At 67.9% G+C, this 15672-nt stretch carries 14 protein-coding genes; 2 read left to right on the top strand and 12 right to left on the bottom strand.

The window, feature by feature from the left end; all coding sequences use genetic code 11:
- Positions 1-202: 202 nt before the first annotated feature.
- On the bottom strand, positions 203-1396 hold the full coding sequence (locus tag DEQ92_RS08525) for an SPFH domain-containing protein (protein ID WP_115804362.1): 1194 nt from the start codon (positions 1394-1396) through the stop codon (positions 203-205).
- A 76-nt stretch (positions 1397-1472) separates the two neighbouring features.
- Between DEQ92_RS08525 and DEQ92_RS08520 the strand changes: the two genes are divergently transcribed.
- Both DEQ92_RS08520 and DEQ92_RS08515 read left to right on the top strand, forming a co-directional pair.
- Complete coding sequence (locus DEQ92_RS08520; RefSeq protein ID WP_004974006.1) at positions 1473-1667, top strand: hypothetical protein; 195 nt, start codon at positions 1473-1475, stop codon at positions 1665-1667.
- 49 nt (positions 1668-1716) lie between these two features.
- On the top strand, positions 1717-2214 hold the full coding sequence (locus tag DEQ92_RS08515; RefSeq protein WP_004974005.1) for a 2'-5' RNA ligase family protein: 498 nt from the start codon (positions 1717-1719) through the stop codon (positions 2212-2214).
- Positions 2215-2282: 68 nt separating this feature from the next.
- Here the strand turns inward: DEQ92_RS08515 and DEQ92_RS08510 are convergent, their stop codons facing one another.
- The 11 genes from DEQ92_RS08510 to DEQ92_RS08455 form a co-directional block, all read right to left on the bottom strand.
- Complete coding sequence (locus DEQ92_RS08510) at positions 2283-3659, bottom strand: cytochrome P450 (RefSeq protein ID WP_115804363.1); 1377 nt, start codon at positions 3657-3659, stop codon at positions 2283-2285.
- A gap of 74 nt (positions 3660-3733) precedes the next feature.
- Positions 3734-5938, bottom strand: a complete 2205-nt coding sequence (locus DEQ92_RS08505; protein ID WP_115804364.1) for an ATP-dependent DNA helicase — start codon at positions 5936-5938, stop codon at positions 3734-3736.
- A 110-nt stretch (positions 5939-6048) separates the two neighbouring features.
- Entirely contained in the window at positions 6049-6948 is a 900-nt protein-coding gene (gene argF, locus DEQ92_RS08500; protein ID WP_004974002.1) for an ornithine carbamoyltransferase, read from the bottom strand.
- Between the two features lie 63 nt (positions 6949-7011).
- Positions 7012-8199: a [LysW]-lysine hydrolase gene (locus tag DEQ92_RS08495; RefSeq protein ID WP_115804367.1), complete on the bottom strand. Its 1188-nt coding sequence runs from the start codon at positions 8197-8199 to the stop codon at positions 7012-7014.
- On the bottom strand, positions 8196-9332 hold the full coding sequence (locus DEQ92_RS08490; protein ID WP_004974000.1) for an aspartate aminotransferase family protein: 1137 nt from the start codon (positions 9330-9332) through the stop codon (positions 8196-8198). Before DEQ92_RS08490 ends, DEQ92_RS08495 begins: the two co-directional genes overlap by 4 nt.
- Positions 9332-10315, bottom strand: coding sequence for an acetylglutamate/acetylaminoadipate kinase (locus DEQ92_RS08485; protein WP_004973999.1), 984 nt, complete (start codon positions 10313-10315; stop codon positions 9332-9334). The genes DEQ92_RS08490 and DEQ92_RS08485 overlap by 1 nt, the downstream gene beginning before the upstream one ends.
- A 54-nt stretch (positions 10316-10369) precedes the next feature.
- The gene (argC, locus tag DEQ92_RS08480; protein ID WP_004973998.1) at positions 10370-11413 is read right to left on the bottom strand and encodes an N-acetyl-gamma-glutamyl-phosphate reductase; all 1044 of its coding nucleotides are present in this window, start codon (positions 11411-11413) and stop codon (positions 10370-10372) included.
- Complete coding sequence (lysX, locus tag DEQ92_RS08475) at positions 11410-12285, bottom strand: lysine biosynthesis protein LysX (protein ID WP_004973995.1); 876 nt, start codon at positions 12283-12285, stop codon at positions 11410-11412. Before lysX ends, argC begins: the two co-directional genes overlap by 4 nt.
- Position 12286: 1 nt before the next feature.
- Entirely contained in the window at positions 12287-12466 is a 180-nt protein-coding gene (lysW, locus tag DEQ92_RS08470) for a lysine biosynthesis protein LysW (protein WP_004045057.1), read from the bottom strand.
- A gap of 317 nt (positions 12467-12783) precedes the next feature.
- Positions 12784-14250 carry an argininosuccinate lyase gene (gene argH, locus DEQ92_RS08460; protein ID WP_115820654.1) on the bottom strand — a complete coding sequence of 489 codons (1467 nt, stop codon included), beginning with the start codon at positions 14248-14250 and terminating at the stop codon, positions 12784-12786.
- A gap of 1 nt (position 14251) precedes the next feature.
- Positions 14252-15469 (bottom strand): argininosuccinate synthase, encoded by a 1218-nt coding sequence (locus DEQ92_RS08455; RefSeq protein WP_115820653.1) that lies wholly within the window; start codon positions 15467-15469, stop codon positions 14252-14254.
- Positions 15470-15672 lie beyond the last annotated feature (203 nt).

Raw genomic sequence — 15672 nt, 5'->3', positions numbered from 1 at the left:
GACGAGCGACGGGGAATCAGTCGCCGATTCCGACGCCGACGACCCGAGCGGCTCCCGTTTCACGTCCGTCCCGCGCCTCGCCGAACCGCGACGGCCGGACGACGGGGCTCGCGCCGGTCGCCCCGCAGACCGGACACGACGCTGCACCGGCCCCTCGGCGCGTCGGTGGAATCGCGACTGCTTCGCGTATTCGATTTTTCGCTCACTCGACCCGCTCAGCCTCGACGCCGCCGTCTTCGATTTCGATATCGACCGCGTCGGCGGAGATGTCCGCCGTCTCGATGCCGTCCAACTCGCCGAGTATCTCGCTGATGTCGTCGAGGCCGAGGAGTTCGCGGGTCTCCTCGTCGAACGCCTTGCTTTCGAGGCCCGCGGCCTGCTGTATATCGGAGCCGGTCAGCCCCTTCCCGTAGCGGCCGAGCAGCGACGTGAGTTCCTGCGGCAGCACGTACGTCGTCGACGGCGAGGTGCCGATGTTCCCCAGCGTCTCCATGCCCTTGTCGATGATGGCGCGCTCGCCCATCGACTCCGCCGCGCGGGCCCGGAGGACCGTCGAGATGGCGTCACCCTGCGCTTCGAGAATCTGCGACTGCTTTTCACCCTGTGCGCGGATGATGTTCGACTGCTTGTCGCCCTGCGCCTTCTCGACGGCGGAGCGACGTTCGCCCTGCGCTTCGAGAATCATGGCGCGGCGGCGGCGCTCGGCGGAGGTCTGCTGTTCCATCGCGTTCTCGACGTCCTTCGAGGGCTTCACCTCGCGGACCTCGACGGATTCGACGCGGACGCCCCACTCGTCGGTCGGCTCGTCGAGTTCCCGGCGGATGCGCGCGTTGATGTGGTCGCGGCGCGCCAGCGTGTCGTCGAGTTCCATGTCGCCGAGGGCGGCCCGCAGCGTCGTCTGCGCGAGCAGCGAGACGGCCCGGCGGTAGTTGTCGACCTGCAGGAAGGCGCGCTCGGGGTCCATCACGCGGATGTAGACGACGGCGTCCGCCGTCACCGGTGAGTTGTCCTCCGTGATGGCCTCTTGGGAGGGCACGTCGAGCGTCTGGGTTCGCATGTCGAAGCGGTAGGTCTTCGAGACGAACGGCGGGACGACGTTCAGCCCCGGTTCGAGGATGCCCTTGTAGTCGCCGAACACGGTCAGCGTCCGCTTTTCGTACGCCTGCACGATTTCGACCGCGTCGTACACCGCGGCGACGGCGAGCGCGAGGACGACGTATCCCGCGAGCGTCAGCGGCGTGACGGGGAAGACGACGACGGCGATGCCGAAGACGATTACCGCGACGGCGAGGGGACCAAGCCAACGCGGGATTCGGCCGGGCTCGCTGTCGACCGGCCCCGCGCCCGACGACGAGGACGCCGAGAGCTTCCCGAGTTGGTAGAACAGGCTGTCCATGGTGGAGAGTGACACCGAAGCGGAATAAAGCTACCCGGCCACCAGCTATTTGTCCGCGAACGACCCACCGCCCCGTATGCGAACGAACCGCGGCCGAATCGACGTGGAGGACCTGCTGAAAATCATCCTCCTGCTCGTCCTCGTCTGGCTCGTGCTCGAAATCATCGGCGAGGTGCTCGGGCTGTTCGGCGCGTTGCTCGGCCCGCTCCAGCCGATTCTGGGACTCGTCGTCGCGGCGCTCATCGTCCTCTGGCTGCTCGACCGAATCTGACCCCCCGCTGCGACGATACGCCTTTGTGTCTCTCGCGTGAGTCACGGGCGTGTACAGTCTGAACGTCCCGGTTCCGGGGCGGGTCGCCCGCCTCGCGTCCGACCTGTTTCCGTACCTCGCCCCGTTCGACCGGGTTCGCGACCGGCACACGCTCGTCTGCAAGCGGTTCGAAGACACCGAGTTCGACCGCTTACACGAACAGTTGCGGCGCGTGCTCGCCGGTCAGCCGGCGTTCGAAGCCCGCGTGACCGACGTCCGATTCTTCGAAGCGCCGCCGCGCGGAGCCGCGCCGGTCGTCTATCTCGCTGTCGAGAGCCCCGGCCTCGCCGACCTGCACCGCGCGCTCACCGACGAGTTCGGCGCTGTCGACGGACTGGAGGGCGACGACTACGTCCCGCACGTCACGCTCGCCCGCGGCGGCAGTCTCGCGGACGCCCGCGCGGTCGCGAGCCAGTCCATCGAGCCCGTCGAGTGGACCGTCTCGCAGCTCGACATCTACGACTCGTCGTTCCGCGAGACCGCGGCCTCGATTTCGCTTCCGGCCTGACGGGGGGATTCGACCGCGTCGCCGTCGGCGAAGCGACGACCGCCGGTGTGTCACCCCGTCCCGCCTCGTCAGTCGCGCGCCCGGAGCCGCATCCCCATCGGCTCTTCGGGGTGCATCGTCAGCGACCCGCGAAGCGAGAACGGCTCGTCGCGGACGTAGTCGAGTTCGTACCGCTGGGCGACGGTGCCGAGGATGAGCCGCCCTTCGAGCAGCGAGAGGTGCTTGCCGATGCAGTGGCGCGGCCCCCCGCCGAACGGGAAGTACGCGAAGCGCGGGCGGTCGCCGGCCCGCTCGGGTGCCCAGCGGTCCGGGTCGAACGAAAGCGGGTCGTCCCACCAGCGCTCCGAGCGGTGGACGACCCACTGCGGGAGCATGATGGCCGAGCCCTCCGGGACGCGGTAGCCGCCCAGACGAACGTCCACCTTCGGCTCGCGGAACATGACGTACACCGGCGGGTACAGCCGCATCGCCTCGTTCAGCATGCGTTCGGTGTACTCCAGCTTCCGAACGTCTTCGAACGTCGGCGTCCGCCCGCCGAGCACCTCGTCCAGTTCGCGGTGGAGCTTCGCCTCCGCCTCGGGGTGCTGCGAGAGCAGGTACCACGCGTACGTCAGCGTCAGCGCCGTCGTGTCGTGGCCCGCGAGGAGCATCGTCATCAGCTCGTCGCGGAGGTTCTTCTCGGTCTGCTCGCCCTCGTCGTAGGCGCGGAGCAGAATCGAAAGCAGGTCCATCGGTCGGTCGTCGCCCGTCGCGTCGGCGGGCACCGACGACGCCGGCGTCTCGCCGTACTCGGTCCCGCGGCGCTCCTCGACGATGTCCCAGACGAGCGATTCGAGTTCGGACAGCGCCTCCTTGTACTGGCGGTTCTCCCGCGTCGGGGCCCAGTCGGGCGTCAGGAACCGAAGCGGGTCGGGTTCGAACCGCGCCCCGAGCGGTTCGAGGTTCTCCTGTACCCGCCGGACGCGCTCGTCGTCGAGGTCGGTGCCGAACATGGCGTCGACGATTATCTCGACGGTCAGCCGCGCCATCTCCAGTTGCACGTCGACCACGTCGCCGTCGCCCCACGACGACAGCATCGACTCCGTCCGGTCGGTCATCATGCCGGTCATCGTCGAGATGCGCCGCACGTCGAACGCCGGCTGGGCGAGTTGGCGCTGTTTCTTCCACGTCGCGCCCTCGCTCATGAGCAGGCCGTCGCCCAGCAGGTCGCCGATGGCGCGGTCCTGGAACTGCGGCTTCCTGAACTTCGACGCCTCGCTCACGAGCACCGTCTCGACGTCCGCCGGATTCGTGAGCATGTAGGTGTCGAGCGGGCCGAGGTCGAAGTGGACCACGTCGCCGTAGGCGTCCGCGACGGCCGTCAGGAACGTAAACGGGTCGCGGGCGTACTGTCTGCTCGCGCCGAACAACGGGAGGCCCTTCGGTCCGGGAGGGGTCGCACTCATCACCCTGTGTTGGTTCGAACAGGTAAGAATCGCACGGCGGTCGCGGCCGACTTTTCGCGCCGACCGCGACCCGCTCAGGGCCGCGGCGGGTCGCCGTCGTAGGCGTCGCGGTCGTTGTAGAAGTTCAGCATCGCGAACTTGAGCTTGTTCGGCGCGATGTCGACCATCTCGGCGCGCTCTTCGACCGGGAACGACCCGCGGACGCCGTACTTGCCCATCGAGGAGCTCTCGCGGGTGTAGCGTTTGTCGGCCAGCACGCGAACGCCGAAGTCGTCGGGCGCGCGGATGACTCGGCCGAGCGCCTGTCTGGTCTTCCGAATCGTCGGAATCTCGACGGCGTAGCGCCAGCCGGCGTCCTTCTTACCGCGGTAGGCGCGGTCGTAGGCGTCCTGTACCGCCTCCAGTCGCTCGGAGAGATGCGGGTAGGGAACGCCGACGACCACGACCGTCCGGGCGTCGTCGCCGTCGAAGCTCACGCCCTCGGCGAGCGTCCCCCAAAGCGAGGTGAGAAGCACCGCGCCGTTCTTGTCGACGAACTCCCGGCGCAGCTCCTCGGCGCGGACGCCCGGTTCGTCCAAGAACAGCTCCGCGCCGACGTCCGGGTTTGCCCGCAGACGCTCGTGGTAGCGCTCCGCCTCGGCGTACGACGGGAAGAACACGAGCGTGTTGCCCGGCGTGAACGTGGCGGCGTCGGCCAGCATCCCCTCGATGGTCTCCTGCGTGCCGGGGTCGTCGCGCTCGGAAGAGAACAGCGCGGGCAGCGAGACCGAAAACGTCCGTCGGTTCTCCTCGGGGTATTCGAGGCCGTAGGCCATCGTGACGGGGTTTTTGAGCCCGAGGGTCCCCTCCGTCACGTCGAACGGGCGGAGCGTCGCCGACATCAGGATGCTCGCGTGAACTTCCTCGAACAGCTCTTTCGTGACCTCTCTCGGGATGCAGGTGTACAGCTCTGCGCGGCCGTAAATCTCGTCGGTGCCGCCGTCGCGGCGGACCGACAGCATCGGATGGCGGCCGAGTTCGCCGCCCATCTCCGTCCAGTCGGCGATGAAGTTCGCCGCCTGCAGCGTCTGGCACTCCTTGCGCGTCGTCGCCTCGCCGTTCTTGTACGCGTCTTCGTACTGTTCGTCCAACTGCTTGCCCAACTGGAGCGCGAGTTCGACTTCCACGTCGATGCCGCGGCCCTCGTAGGACTGCAGGAACTCCATCGTCAGGTCGTCTCGGCGGCCCTGATTGGCGATAGAGAGGTCGTACCAGTTCTCGCCGACCTGCTCGCGCTCGCCGAAGCCGAACGCCTCCTCGTAGCTGTCGCGAAGCGAGTCGAGGAACGTCCCGATGACGTTGCGGGCGCTCTCGGCCCGCGAGTCGTCTTCGTCTTCCAGCTCGTTCATCGCGCTCTCGAGCGTGTTCTCGGTGAGCGCGCGACTGGCGTGGTCGCGGGCCGCGCTCTCGATGTTGTGCGCCTCGTCGAACACCGTAATCACGTCGTCGGGGTCGCGGTCCAACCACCGGAAGAACTGCTCGCGTATCATCGGGTCGAGCAGGTGGTGGTAGTTGCAGACGACGAGGTCGATGCCCTCCATGCCCTCCTTGAGTAGCTCGTAGCCGCAGAGGTTCTGCTTCCCGGCGTACTCGAAAATCTCGTCGGGCGTCCGCACGTCGTCGAACAGCCACTGGAAGAACTCGTCGGTGTTCCGCGCGAGGTTGTTGTAGTAGTGCTCGCAGTAGTTGCCCTCCTTCAACTCCTCCAGCTCGTCGTCGATGCTGTCGAGTTCGTCCGTGACGGCGCTCCGCGCGTCGGCCGCGCCGGACTCGCCCTCGCGCATCCCGTCGAGGAGCGACTGCGCCTGCTCGGAGAGTTCTGCCCTGTCGGACTCCTTTTCGACGATGCTCCGGGTCGTATCGCGGAGGGTCTGACACTCCTGAAAGCCCACGTCGATGTGGCACATCGAGGACTTCCCGCGGAACACCACCGCCCGGATGGCCTCCTCTCTGGTGATGGCGCGGGCGTCCTCGACGAACTGGCGCATCTGCTGGTGGACGTTCGTCGTGATGACGACCGTCTTGTCGTGCTCGCGGGCGTACGAGAGCGCGGGCACGAGCGCGGAGATGGTCTTCCCGGTCCCGGTCGCCCCTTCGAGGAGGACGTTCCGCTCGTCGTCGAGGGCGTCGGCGATGCCGGACATCGCCGCCTCCTGATTGGGGTAGGGCTCGTCGTACGGGAAGAACCGCCACGCTCCGTCCGCGTCGCCGTCGTCGGGTGCGCCGTTGGCGTGGGCCACGGGAGAATCTCGGCCGCCATCCGATTAAAAGGCTCGGAGCCCCCGACACCGCTGTTCCCGCGCTCGACGGCGTCTTCTGAGAAGAGACCCGACCGCCGCGGAGCCGATTGCTATTCTTCGAGCAGTTCGACGATGAGTCCCTTCTGGGCGTGCAGGCGGTTCTCCGCCTGGTCCCAGACGAGCGAGCGCTCGCCTTCGAGCACGTCGCCGGTAATCTCCTCGCCGCGGTGGGCCGGCAGGCAGTGCATGACCTTCGCGTCGGTGCCCGAAAGCAGGTCCTCGTTGAGTTGGAATCCCTCGAACGCCTGCAGTTTCTCGTGGCGCTGGTCCTCCTGGCCCATCGAAATCCACACGTCGGTGTAGACCACGTCCGCGTCGGCGACGGCCTCCTCTGGGTCGGTCGTAATCGTCGGCGTCGAGCCGAGTTCGGCGGCCTTTTCGAGCACGTCGTCGTCGACGCCGTAGTCCGGCGGCGTCGCCACGGTGAGGTCGATGCCGGCCATCGCGCAGCCGAGGACGAACGACTGGCCGACGTTGTTGCCGTCGCCGACCCACGCCGCGGACACCTCGTCGAAGTCGCCGACGTGCTCGCGGATGGTGAGCAGGTCGGCGAGCGTCTGGCAGGGGTGGGCGTCGTCGGTCAGGCCGTTGATGACCGGCGCGTCGGAGTGCTCGGCGATTTCGAGCAGGTCCTCGTGGTCGAACAGGCGGACCATGATGGCGTCGCCGTAGCGACCCAGCACGCGCGCGGTGTCCGAAAGCGGCTCGCCGTGGCCGAGCTGGATGTCTTCGGGGCCGAGGAACAGCGCGTGGCCGCCCAGTTCGGTCATCCCCGTCTCGAAGGAGACACGCGTCCGGGTACTCGGCTTCTCGAAGAGCATCGCCAGCGTCGCTCGGGTGAGCTGCGTCTCGTCGTCGCCGGACTTGATGTCGGCGGCGCGGGTGAGGACGCGGTCTAACTCCGATGCGCTGATGTCGTCGATGTCGGTGAAGTGGGTGGTTTCGAGCATTGTGTCGTGTGTCGTGTCTCCGTGTCGGTTCGCCGTCTCGGTCGGTCGTCGCTGCCGCCCGCCTCAGTCGTCCGCGAGGCGCTCGCACACGTCGACGAGCACGTCGATGGCGCTGTCGAACTCGGCGAGGTCGAGGTGTTCGTTCGGGGCGTGGTCGAGGTCCGAGTCGCCGGGACCGTAGGTCGCCATCGGGCAGTCCCACGTGCCGGCGAAGATGTTCATGTCGCTGGTCCCGGTCTTCCGGAGGAGCCGGGGCTTCACGCCGCCGACGTTGCGGATGGCCACGCGGAACGCCCGCGCCACGTCGGTCCGCGGGCTCATCATGACCGGCGGGATGGGCTTGTTCCAGTGGACGCCGCCGCGGGTGAGTTCGCCCTCCGCGACCTCGCGCACGTCGTCGATGGAGAGCCGCGGCGGGACGCGGAACTGCACGTCCACCGTCGCCTCGACCGCGAGACCGTCGTCGGTCGGGCCGCCGTCGAACGTCACGGGCTTGGTCGTCACCGTGTCGAAGACGCCGTCGCGCTCCTCGTCGAAGAAGTCGGCCACGCGGGACCACCACGCGACCGCGGACTGGATGGCGTTCTCCTCGGGGCGCGAGGAGTGGCCGAGTTCGCTCGTCGCGATGTACGTTCCCGAGAGGAACCCGCGGTAGCCGAGCGTGACGCCGTCCCAGCCCGAGGGCTCGCCGTTGACGACCGCGTCGGGCTCCTCGCGGTCCTCCACGAGGTGCCACGCGCCGCGCGAGGAGGTCTCCTCGCCGACGACGCCGACGAACGAGACGCCCGTCTCGACGGCCGCCGCGGCCATCGAGCAGAGCGGCCCCGTCGCGTCGACGCTGCCGCGACCCCAGAGGACGCCGTCTTCTATCTTCACCGGCACGTCGCCGGGGACGGTGTCGATGTGGGAGGTGAGGAGCACCGCGTCGTCGGCCGGCGCGCGGACGTTGCCGACCTCGTCTATCCAGACCTCGCGGTCGTGCGCCTCGAAGAACGCCTTCAGGACCTCGGCGGCCGCCTCCTCGTCCCCCGAAACCGAGGGCGTCGAGACCATGTCGTAGAGGAGGTGGCGCGCGTCGACCCACTCGCCCTCGTCGAGGGCGTCGGTGTCGGCGTCCGCGTCGGGGGTCACGCCGGCATCGACCTCGGCGTCGGGCGTCGTCTCCGACTGCGACTGCGACTCAGCCACTGACTCCGTCTCGGTCTCCGCTTCCGCCTCGCCGCCGTCCTCGCGGTCGATTTCGGCGTTCATGATAACACGTTCGTCATGGCGTCGACCGCGCGGTCGGCGTGTTCCTCTTCGATGACGAGCGGCGGCAGGAACCGGACGACCGTCCGGCCCGCGGGGAGCGCGAGCAACTGCTCGGACAGCGCGAGGTGCTTCAGCGTGCGGTTCGCGCCGCGCTTGACCTCGACGCCGACCATGAGGCCGTCGCCGCGGACCTCGCGGACCGGCAGGTCGTGTTCCTCGACGGCGGCTTCGAGCTCCGTCGTGAGGTAGTCGCCCACCGCGGCCGCGTGGCCGGGCAGGTCCTCTTCGACGATGGTGTCGAGGGTGGCGTTCGCCGCCGCGCAGACCACGGGACCGCCGGAGAACGTCGAGCCGTGGGAGGCCGCGCCGTCCGCGATCCAGTCGGCACAGAGCGTCGCGCCGAGCGGCAGTCCGTTGGCGATGCCCTTCGCACTCGTCAGGATGTCGGGGACGACGCCGGCGTTCTCGCAGGCCCACAGCGACCCGGTGCGACCGATACCGGTCTGAATCTCGTCGAAGACGAGCGCCGCGCCGGCGTCGTCGGTCAGGTCGCGGGCGGTCTGGAGGTACTCCGCCGCGGCGGGGTTGATGCCGCCTTCACCCTGAATCGGCTCTAAGAAGACCGCGGCCGTCTCGTCGTCGATGGCCTCGGCGAGCTCCTCCTCGTCGCCGTAGCTGACGAATTCGACGCCGCCGGCGACCGGCTCGTAGGGCTTTTTGTACTTCTGCTTCCACGTGAGCGCGAGGCTCCCGAGGGTGCGGCCGTGGAACGCGCGCTTCGTGGCGATAATCTTCTGGCGGCCGGTCGCCGAGCGGGCGAACTTCATCGCCGCCTCGTTGGCCTCGGTGCCGGAGTTACAGAGCCAGACGTTCGAGATGTCGCCGGGCGCGAGCGTCGCCAGCTTCTCGTAGAGTTCGGTGCGGACCTCGACGGGGTACGACGCCTGCACGTAGGTCAGCTTCGCGGCCTGCTCTTGAATCGCCGAGGTGACCGCAGGGTGAGAGTGGCCGAGCGCCGCGACGGCGTAGCTCGCGCCGAAGTCGAGGTACTCGGTGCCGTCGTCCGAGTAGAGATACGGCCCCTCGCCGGACTCGATGGCGATGGGCTTCTCGTTGAAGACGAATCCAGACATTACTGCTCAGCCTCCTCGGTTTCGACCAGCGCACCGGGCGTCACGTGCGTGCCGCCGTCGTTGAGCGCGGTCACGATGGGGTCGTTCAGGTTCGCGTCGGAGACGATGACCTCGGCGGCCCCGCCGTCGAGCGCCTCCTTCGCGGCCATGACCTTCTTCGTCATGAACCCCTCGGCGGCCGATTCGAGCGCCGAGAACTCCTCGGGCGTGTCGGCCGTCTCGATGAGCGTGGACTCGTCGTCGGGGTCGGCGTAGACGCCCTTCACGTCGGTGAGGACGACGAGCTTCGCGCCGAGCGCGCCCGCGACCGCGGCGGCGGCGCGGTCGGCGTCGGCGTTGACCGGCACGCCGTCGTCGGCGAGCATCGGAACGGTCACGACGGGCGTGTAGCCGCCGTCGAGGAGCGTTTCGAGGAGCGTCGCGTTCACCGAGGTAATCTTCCCGGAGTGGTCGCCGCGCTTGATTTTCTTCTTGCCGTCTTCGATAACGCGGACGGCCGACTTGCGCGGGCCGGTCAGGAGGCCGCCGTCGACGCCCGAGAGGCCGAGCGCGTCGACGCCCGCCTCGCGGAACAGCGCCGTCAGGTCCGTGTTGAGCTTGCCGGGCATCACCATCGAGAAGACCTCCATGGTGCGCTCGTCGGTGAAGCGCCCGGAGACGCCCGAGGGCGACTCGACGTACGTCGGCTCCTCGCCGAGTTCTTCGAGCGTCTCGTCGACGGCGGTCGAGCCGCCGTGGACGACGACCACGTCGGTGCCGTTGGCGACGAGGTGGGCCACGTCGGAGACGGCTCCCTGCGGGTCGACGGCCTTCGCGCCGCCGATTTTGACGACGACCGGCGGCTCCTTGCCGCCGTCAGCACGGAGCGCTGACGAGGTACCGGAATCTCCGATTCCGATACCGCCGTCGGCGATGAGGTTGTCTTCGTTGTCGACGAGCTGTTCGTGTGCCGCGAGCAGTTCCTCGCGTGTGTATCCTGTCATAGTCGAAATGGTGCGTAAATCGTGGGTCGGGGCGAGCGTTCGGGGGCGGTGCGGTCAGGGCGAGCCGATGGGGTGGAAGCCGGTGAAGTCGAGTCCGGCGGTCTCCTCCAGCCCGAGCGCGATGTTGGCGGCGTGGACCGCCTGCCCCGCGGAGCCTTTCATCATGTTGTCGATGGCCGAGAAGACGACGAGTCGTCGGTTTCCGGGGTCGATTTCGAAGCCGACCTCGCCGAAGTTCGTCCCGGCGACCGACTTCGGTTCCGGGTAGCGGTAGACGCCGCCGCCGCCGGCGACGGTGCGCATGAAGGGTTCGTCGCCGTAGGAGCCGCGGAACGCTTTCCACATGTCGCCCTTCGAGACGGGGCCGTCGGGGAAGACGTGACAGGTCGCCGCCGCGCCGCGGACCATGTCGACCGCGTGGACGGTAAACGAGACCGAGAGGCCGAGGTACTCCTCGATTTCGGCCTCGTGGCGGTGGCCGGTCGGCGCGTAGGGGCGGACGATGCCCGAGCGCTCGGCGTGCGACGACGCCTTGCTCGCGCCCGCGCCGCCCTCCGACGAGCCGACTTTCACGTCCACGACGACCTGCTCGTCGCCGGAGAGGATGCCGGCGTCGAAAAGCGGCTTGAGGCCGAGAATCGTCGCGGTCGCGTTACAGCCGCCCGCGGCGATGAGGTCCGCGCCGGGGAGGTTCTCGCGGTTCAGTTCGGGGAGCGCGTACTCCGACTGTTCGAGGTATTCGGGGCAGACGTGGCCGTCGTACCACTCGTCGTACTGCGCCGCCTCGGAGAGACGGAAGTCCGCAGAGAGGTCGACGACGGTGTCCGCCGCGTCCTGAAAGGCGTCGATGTGCTCCATCGAGACGCCGTGGGGCGTCGCCGTGAACAGCACGTCGACTGATTCGAGGTCCTCCGGCGAGGTGAAACGGAGGTCGAGGTGACGAAGGTTCGGGTGGACGTGTCCGACGGTCTTGCGCTCGTAGGAGCGGCTCGTCGCCTGTTCGACGTCGAAGTTCGGGTGGCCGTCGAGCAGGCGGAGCAGTTCGCCGCCGGTGAAGCCGGAGCCGCCGACGACGCCCGCGGTGAGCTGTTCGCTCACGCCGAGACCTCCGCCAGCGACTGCTCGCCGTCGACCTTCGCTTCGAGCCAGTCGACGACCGTCGCGGGAACGTCCGTCTCGACGGCGTCGTTGAGCGCCTTGAACTCGACGGTGTGGTTGACTTCGTGGACGGTGTAGTCGTCTCCCGTCTCCATGAGGTCGACGCCGAGGAGGCCGCCGCCGACCGCGTCGGACGCCTGCTTGACGAGTTCCTTCGCGCGGTCGTCGAGTTCGAACTCGTCGACGCTCGCGCCCTTCGCGGCGTTCGTGAGCCAGTGGTCCGACGAGCGGACCATCGCGGCCACGGGTTCGCCGTCGGTGGCGAGCACGCGGATGTCGCGGCCCGGCTTCTCGACGAACTCCTGGATGTAGAACACCTTGTGCTCGTAGTTGCCGAGCGTCGACTTGTGTTCGAGGATAGCCTCGGCGGCCGACTCGGAGTCGATTTTCGCCATCAGGCGACCCCACGAGCCGACGACCGGCTTGAGGACGCAGGGGTAGCCGAACTCCTCGACGATTTCCATCGCCGAGTCGACCGTGAAGGCCACTTTCGTGTTCGGCGTGGGGACGCCCGCGTCCGCGAGCGCGAGGCTGTTTTTCGCCTTGTCGGCGCAGACGTCGGCGGTCTCGTGGGAGTTGACGACCGGGATTCCGTACGACTGCAGGAAGCGCGTGATGTAGATGCTCCTGCTCGTCGCCAGACAGCGGTCGACCACCACGTCGAGTCCGTCGAACGATTCCGGCGGCTCCGTGAGGTCGAACTGCTCTTTCCGAACGTCTATCTTCGTCACCTCGTGGCCGCGGTCGCGAAGCTCGTTGAGCAGGAGCTTCTCGTCGCGGCGAATCCGGGAATAGAGCAGTCCAACGTGCAATTTACTCTCCCCAGTCCTCTTCGAGTTCGGGCGCTTCTTCGAGTGTCACGGGGTCGAGGGAGACGACCTCAAGCTCTGCGCCCGTGGCGGGGCTGTCGATGATTTCGCCGACTTCGACGTCGGCAGGCAGCTCGATTTCCTCTCCACTCAGCGGGTCTTCCGCGGTGATGGTGTCGCTCATTACATCCGTGGCTGGTCGACGGACGGTATTAAAGCCGTCGAAAATTACACGACAAAAATGAACGCAAAGAAGTCTCTAACGGGTGTTATCTGTCGAATCGGCCGACAATACGGGTCGGCCGAACGACGCGTCGAGCTTGGGTGCCACGCTCACTCGACGCCGGAGACGGGACCGGTCGTCGGACCGGTCGACCCGTCCCCCGCGTCGGGCGTGGTCGTCGTCGGGGTTCCGGTCGGGGTCGTCGGAGCCCCGCCGGTCGTCGCGGCGCGGTCGCTCGCGGTCGTCGGAGCAGACCGGCGGGCGTCGCGTCCGTGAACTCAGACATAGCTCGAAACCTCCTTTTCGAGACCCTCGGCCGCCGCGGCGAGCGAGTCGCGCGCGTCGGCGACGGCGGCGGCGTCGTCCGAGAGCTCGTCGCGGGCCGTCGAGAGCGTCGCCTCCACGGCGGCGGGCGCGGGCCCGCCGACCGAATCGCGACTCGCCACGCTCTCGGTCGGGTCGAGCGCGGCTTCGACGGCCTCGGCTGTCACGTGCGTAAAGAGTGACTCACCTAATACGTCCGTAGCGACGGCGTCAAGTGTTGCCACGTCGGGCGTTCCCTCCGAGCGGGCGGCCGCCTCCGCGACGACCTCGTGGGCCGTGCGGAACGGCAGGCCGGCCATCGCCAGCAGGTCCGCCACGCCGGTCGCGGTCGAAAAGCCGTCGCCCGCGGCCGCGGCGAGTTCGTCCTCAGGCCACGTCGCAGACCCGACCGCGCCGGCGGCCACCGCGGCCGCCTCGGCCACGTCGTCGACGGTGCGGAACGCGTGTTTGTGGGCGCGCTGCAGGTCGCGGTTGTACGCGCGCGGCAGTCCCTTCAGCGTCGTCAGGAGGCCGGTGAGTTCCCCGACGGCGTCGCCCGCGACGGCGCGGACGAGTTCCATCGTGTCGGGGTTCTTCTTCTGCGGCATGATAGAGGAGGTCGACGAGTAGTCGTCCGACAGCTCGACGAGGCCCTTGTTCGAGAATATCACGAGGTCCTCGGCGAGGCCGGAGAGCGTGACCGCGTGGGTCGTGAGCGCCGACAGCGTCTCCGCGAGGAAGTCGCGGGTCGCCGAGGCGTCCATCGAGTTCTCCATCACGCGGTCGAAGCCGAGCAGGTCGGACACGAGTTCGCGGTTCACGTCGAAGGGCGTGCCCGCGAACGCCGCCGACCCGAGCGGCGACTGGTTGATGCGCTCGTACGCGCACATGAGGCGGGCGCAGTCGCGGGCGACCGCCCGTTCGTACGAGAGGAGGAAGTGCGCGACCGTCGTCGGTTGCGCGGGCTGGAGGTGCGTGTAGCCGGGCATCACCGTCTCGGTGTGTGCCGCGGCCGTCTCGAGTAACGACTCGCGCAGAGCGAGCGCGGCGTCGAGGGCCGAAAGCACGTCCTCGCGCAGACGGTAGCGGATGCAGGTCGCCACCTCGTCGTTGCGCGAGCGGGCGGTGTGCATCTTCCCGCCGTCGGGGCCGACGATGTCGATGACGGCGGCCTCGATGGCCTCGTGAACGTCTTCGCCGCCCGAAAGCGCGTCGTGGCCCGCGGCCTCGACCTCGTCCAGCGCGGCGAGAATCTCGCTCGCGACCTCGGACTCGATGATGTCCTGCGACGCGAGCATCACGACGTGCGCCCGGTCGACGGCGAGGTCGGCCTCGAAGATGCGTTCGTCGGCCGCGAGGCTCGACATGAACCCGCGGGCGGGGCCGCCGCTGAAGCGGTCCCGGCGGATGACGCCCTCGGAGTCGCCGTCCTCGCCTGCCATCTTACTCGTCGCTACCGCCGTCTGCGGCGAGTTCGGGCTTTTCCTTCTTCGCGCTCTGGTTGGCGAGGCGCGCCTGGAAGCCGTGGTACTTGGCGACGCCCGTCGCGTCGGCCTGTTCGATGCCGTCGACCGTCTCCGTGTTGAAGGAGGCGGCGGACTCGGAGTACGCGGCGTACTCGGATTTGCGACCGACCGGGCGGGCCTGCCCGCCCTCGAACTTGATGGTCACGGTGCCCGTGACGCGCTCTTGGGTCTTCTCGAGGAAGGCGTTCAGCGCGCCCACGAGCGGGGCGTCGATGAGGCCCTCGTAGGCCTTCTGGGACCACTCGTTGTCCACGGTGGCCTTGAAGTCGCGTTCCTCCTTCGTGAGGACGAGCCCTTCGAGCGCCTCGTGGGCGTTCAGGAGCGTCGTCGCGGCCGGGTGCTCGTAGTTCTCGCGCACCTTGAGGCCGAGCATGCGGTCTTCCATCATGTCGGTGCGGCCGACGCCGTGCTTGCCGGCCTTCTCGTTGAGGAACGAGATGAGTTCGAGGGGCTCCATCTCCTCGTCGTCGACGGCGACCGGGTAGCCGTCTTCGAACGCGATTTCGATGAGTTCCGTCTCGTCGGACGGCTGGTCGGTCCACTCGTAGATGTCCTCCGGCGGGACGTAGCCGGGGTCTTCGAGGTTGCCGCCCTCGATGGAACGGCTCCAGAGGTTCGTGTCGATGGACCAGACGCCCTCGTTGCCGCCCTGCACCGGGAGGTCCTTCTCGGCGGCGTACTCGATTTCCCACTCGCGGGTCATGCCCATCTCGCGGACGGGTGCGATGACTTCGAGGTCGGAGGCGCGCCAGACCGCTTCGAAGCGAAGCTGGTCGTTGCCCTTGCCCGTACAGCCGTGGGCGATGCCGTCACAGTCCTTCTCTTCGGCGAGTCCGAGGATGGCCTTGGCGATGACCGGACGCGCGAGCGCGGTGCCGAGCGGATAGCCCTGATAGTCCGCGTTGGCGCACACCGAGTCGAGACAGAGCTGTGCGAACTCCTGTTTCGCGTCGACGACGTAGTGTTCCAGCCCGAGGGCCTCGGCCGTCTCGTAGGCCTCCTCGAACTCCTCTTCCGGCTGGCCGACGTCGACGGTGACGCCGACGACTTCGTCGTATCCGTACTCCTCTTCGAGAATCGGGACGCAGACTGTTGTGTCGAGTCCGCCCGAGAACGCGAGTGCGACTTTCTTCATGTACTCGTCTGTGGCGGGGACATACAGATAAATTCTTTGCATTCAATTTCTGAAATTAAGTAGTAGAGATGCCTATAGGCACGAAAATAGGTGATTAGCGATTTCGACGTGTCCCGAAGGAGATGATGATTGTGGCCCTAAAGGGCCCGTCGTCGGGGTCGGACAGCCGCGGCTCGCAGCGGGGCAAAAGTGGCGAAGGTGCT

Source organism: Haloferax sp. Atlit-6N, assembly GCF_003383195.1.
Lineage (GTDB): Archaea > Halobacteriota > Halobacteria > Halobacteriales > Haloferacaceae > Haloferax > Haloferax gibbonsii.
Note: the sequence above shows the minus strand (reverse complement) of the source record. Positions and strands in the feature narration are given on the sequence as shown.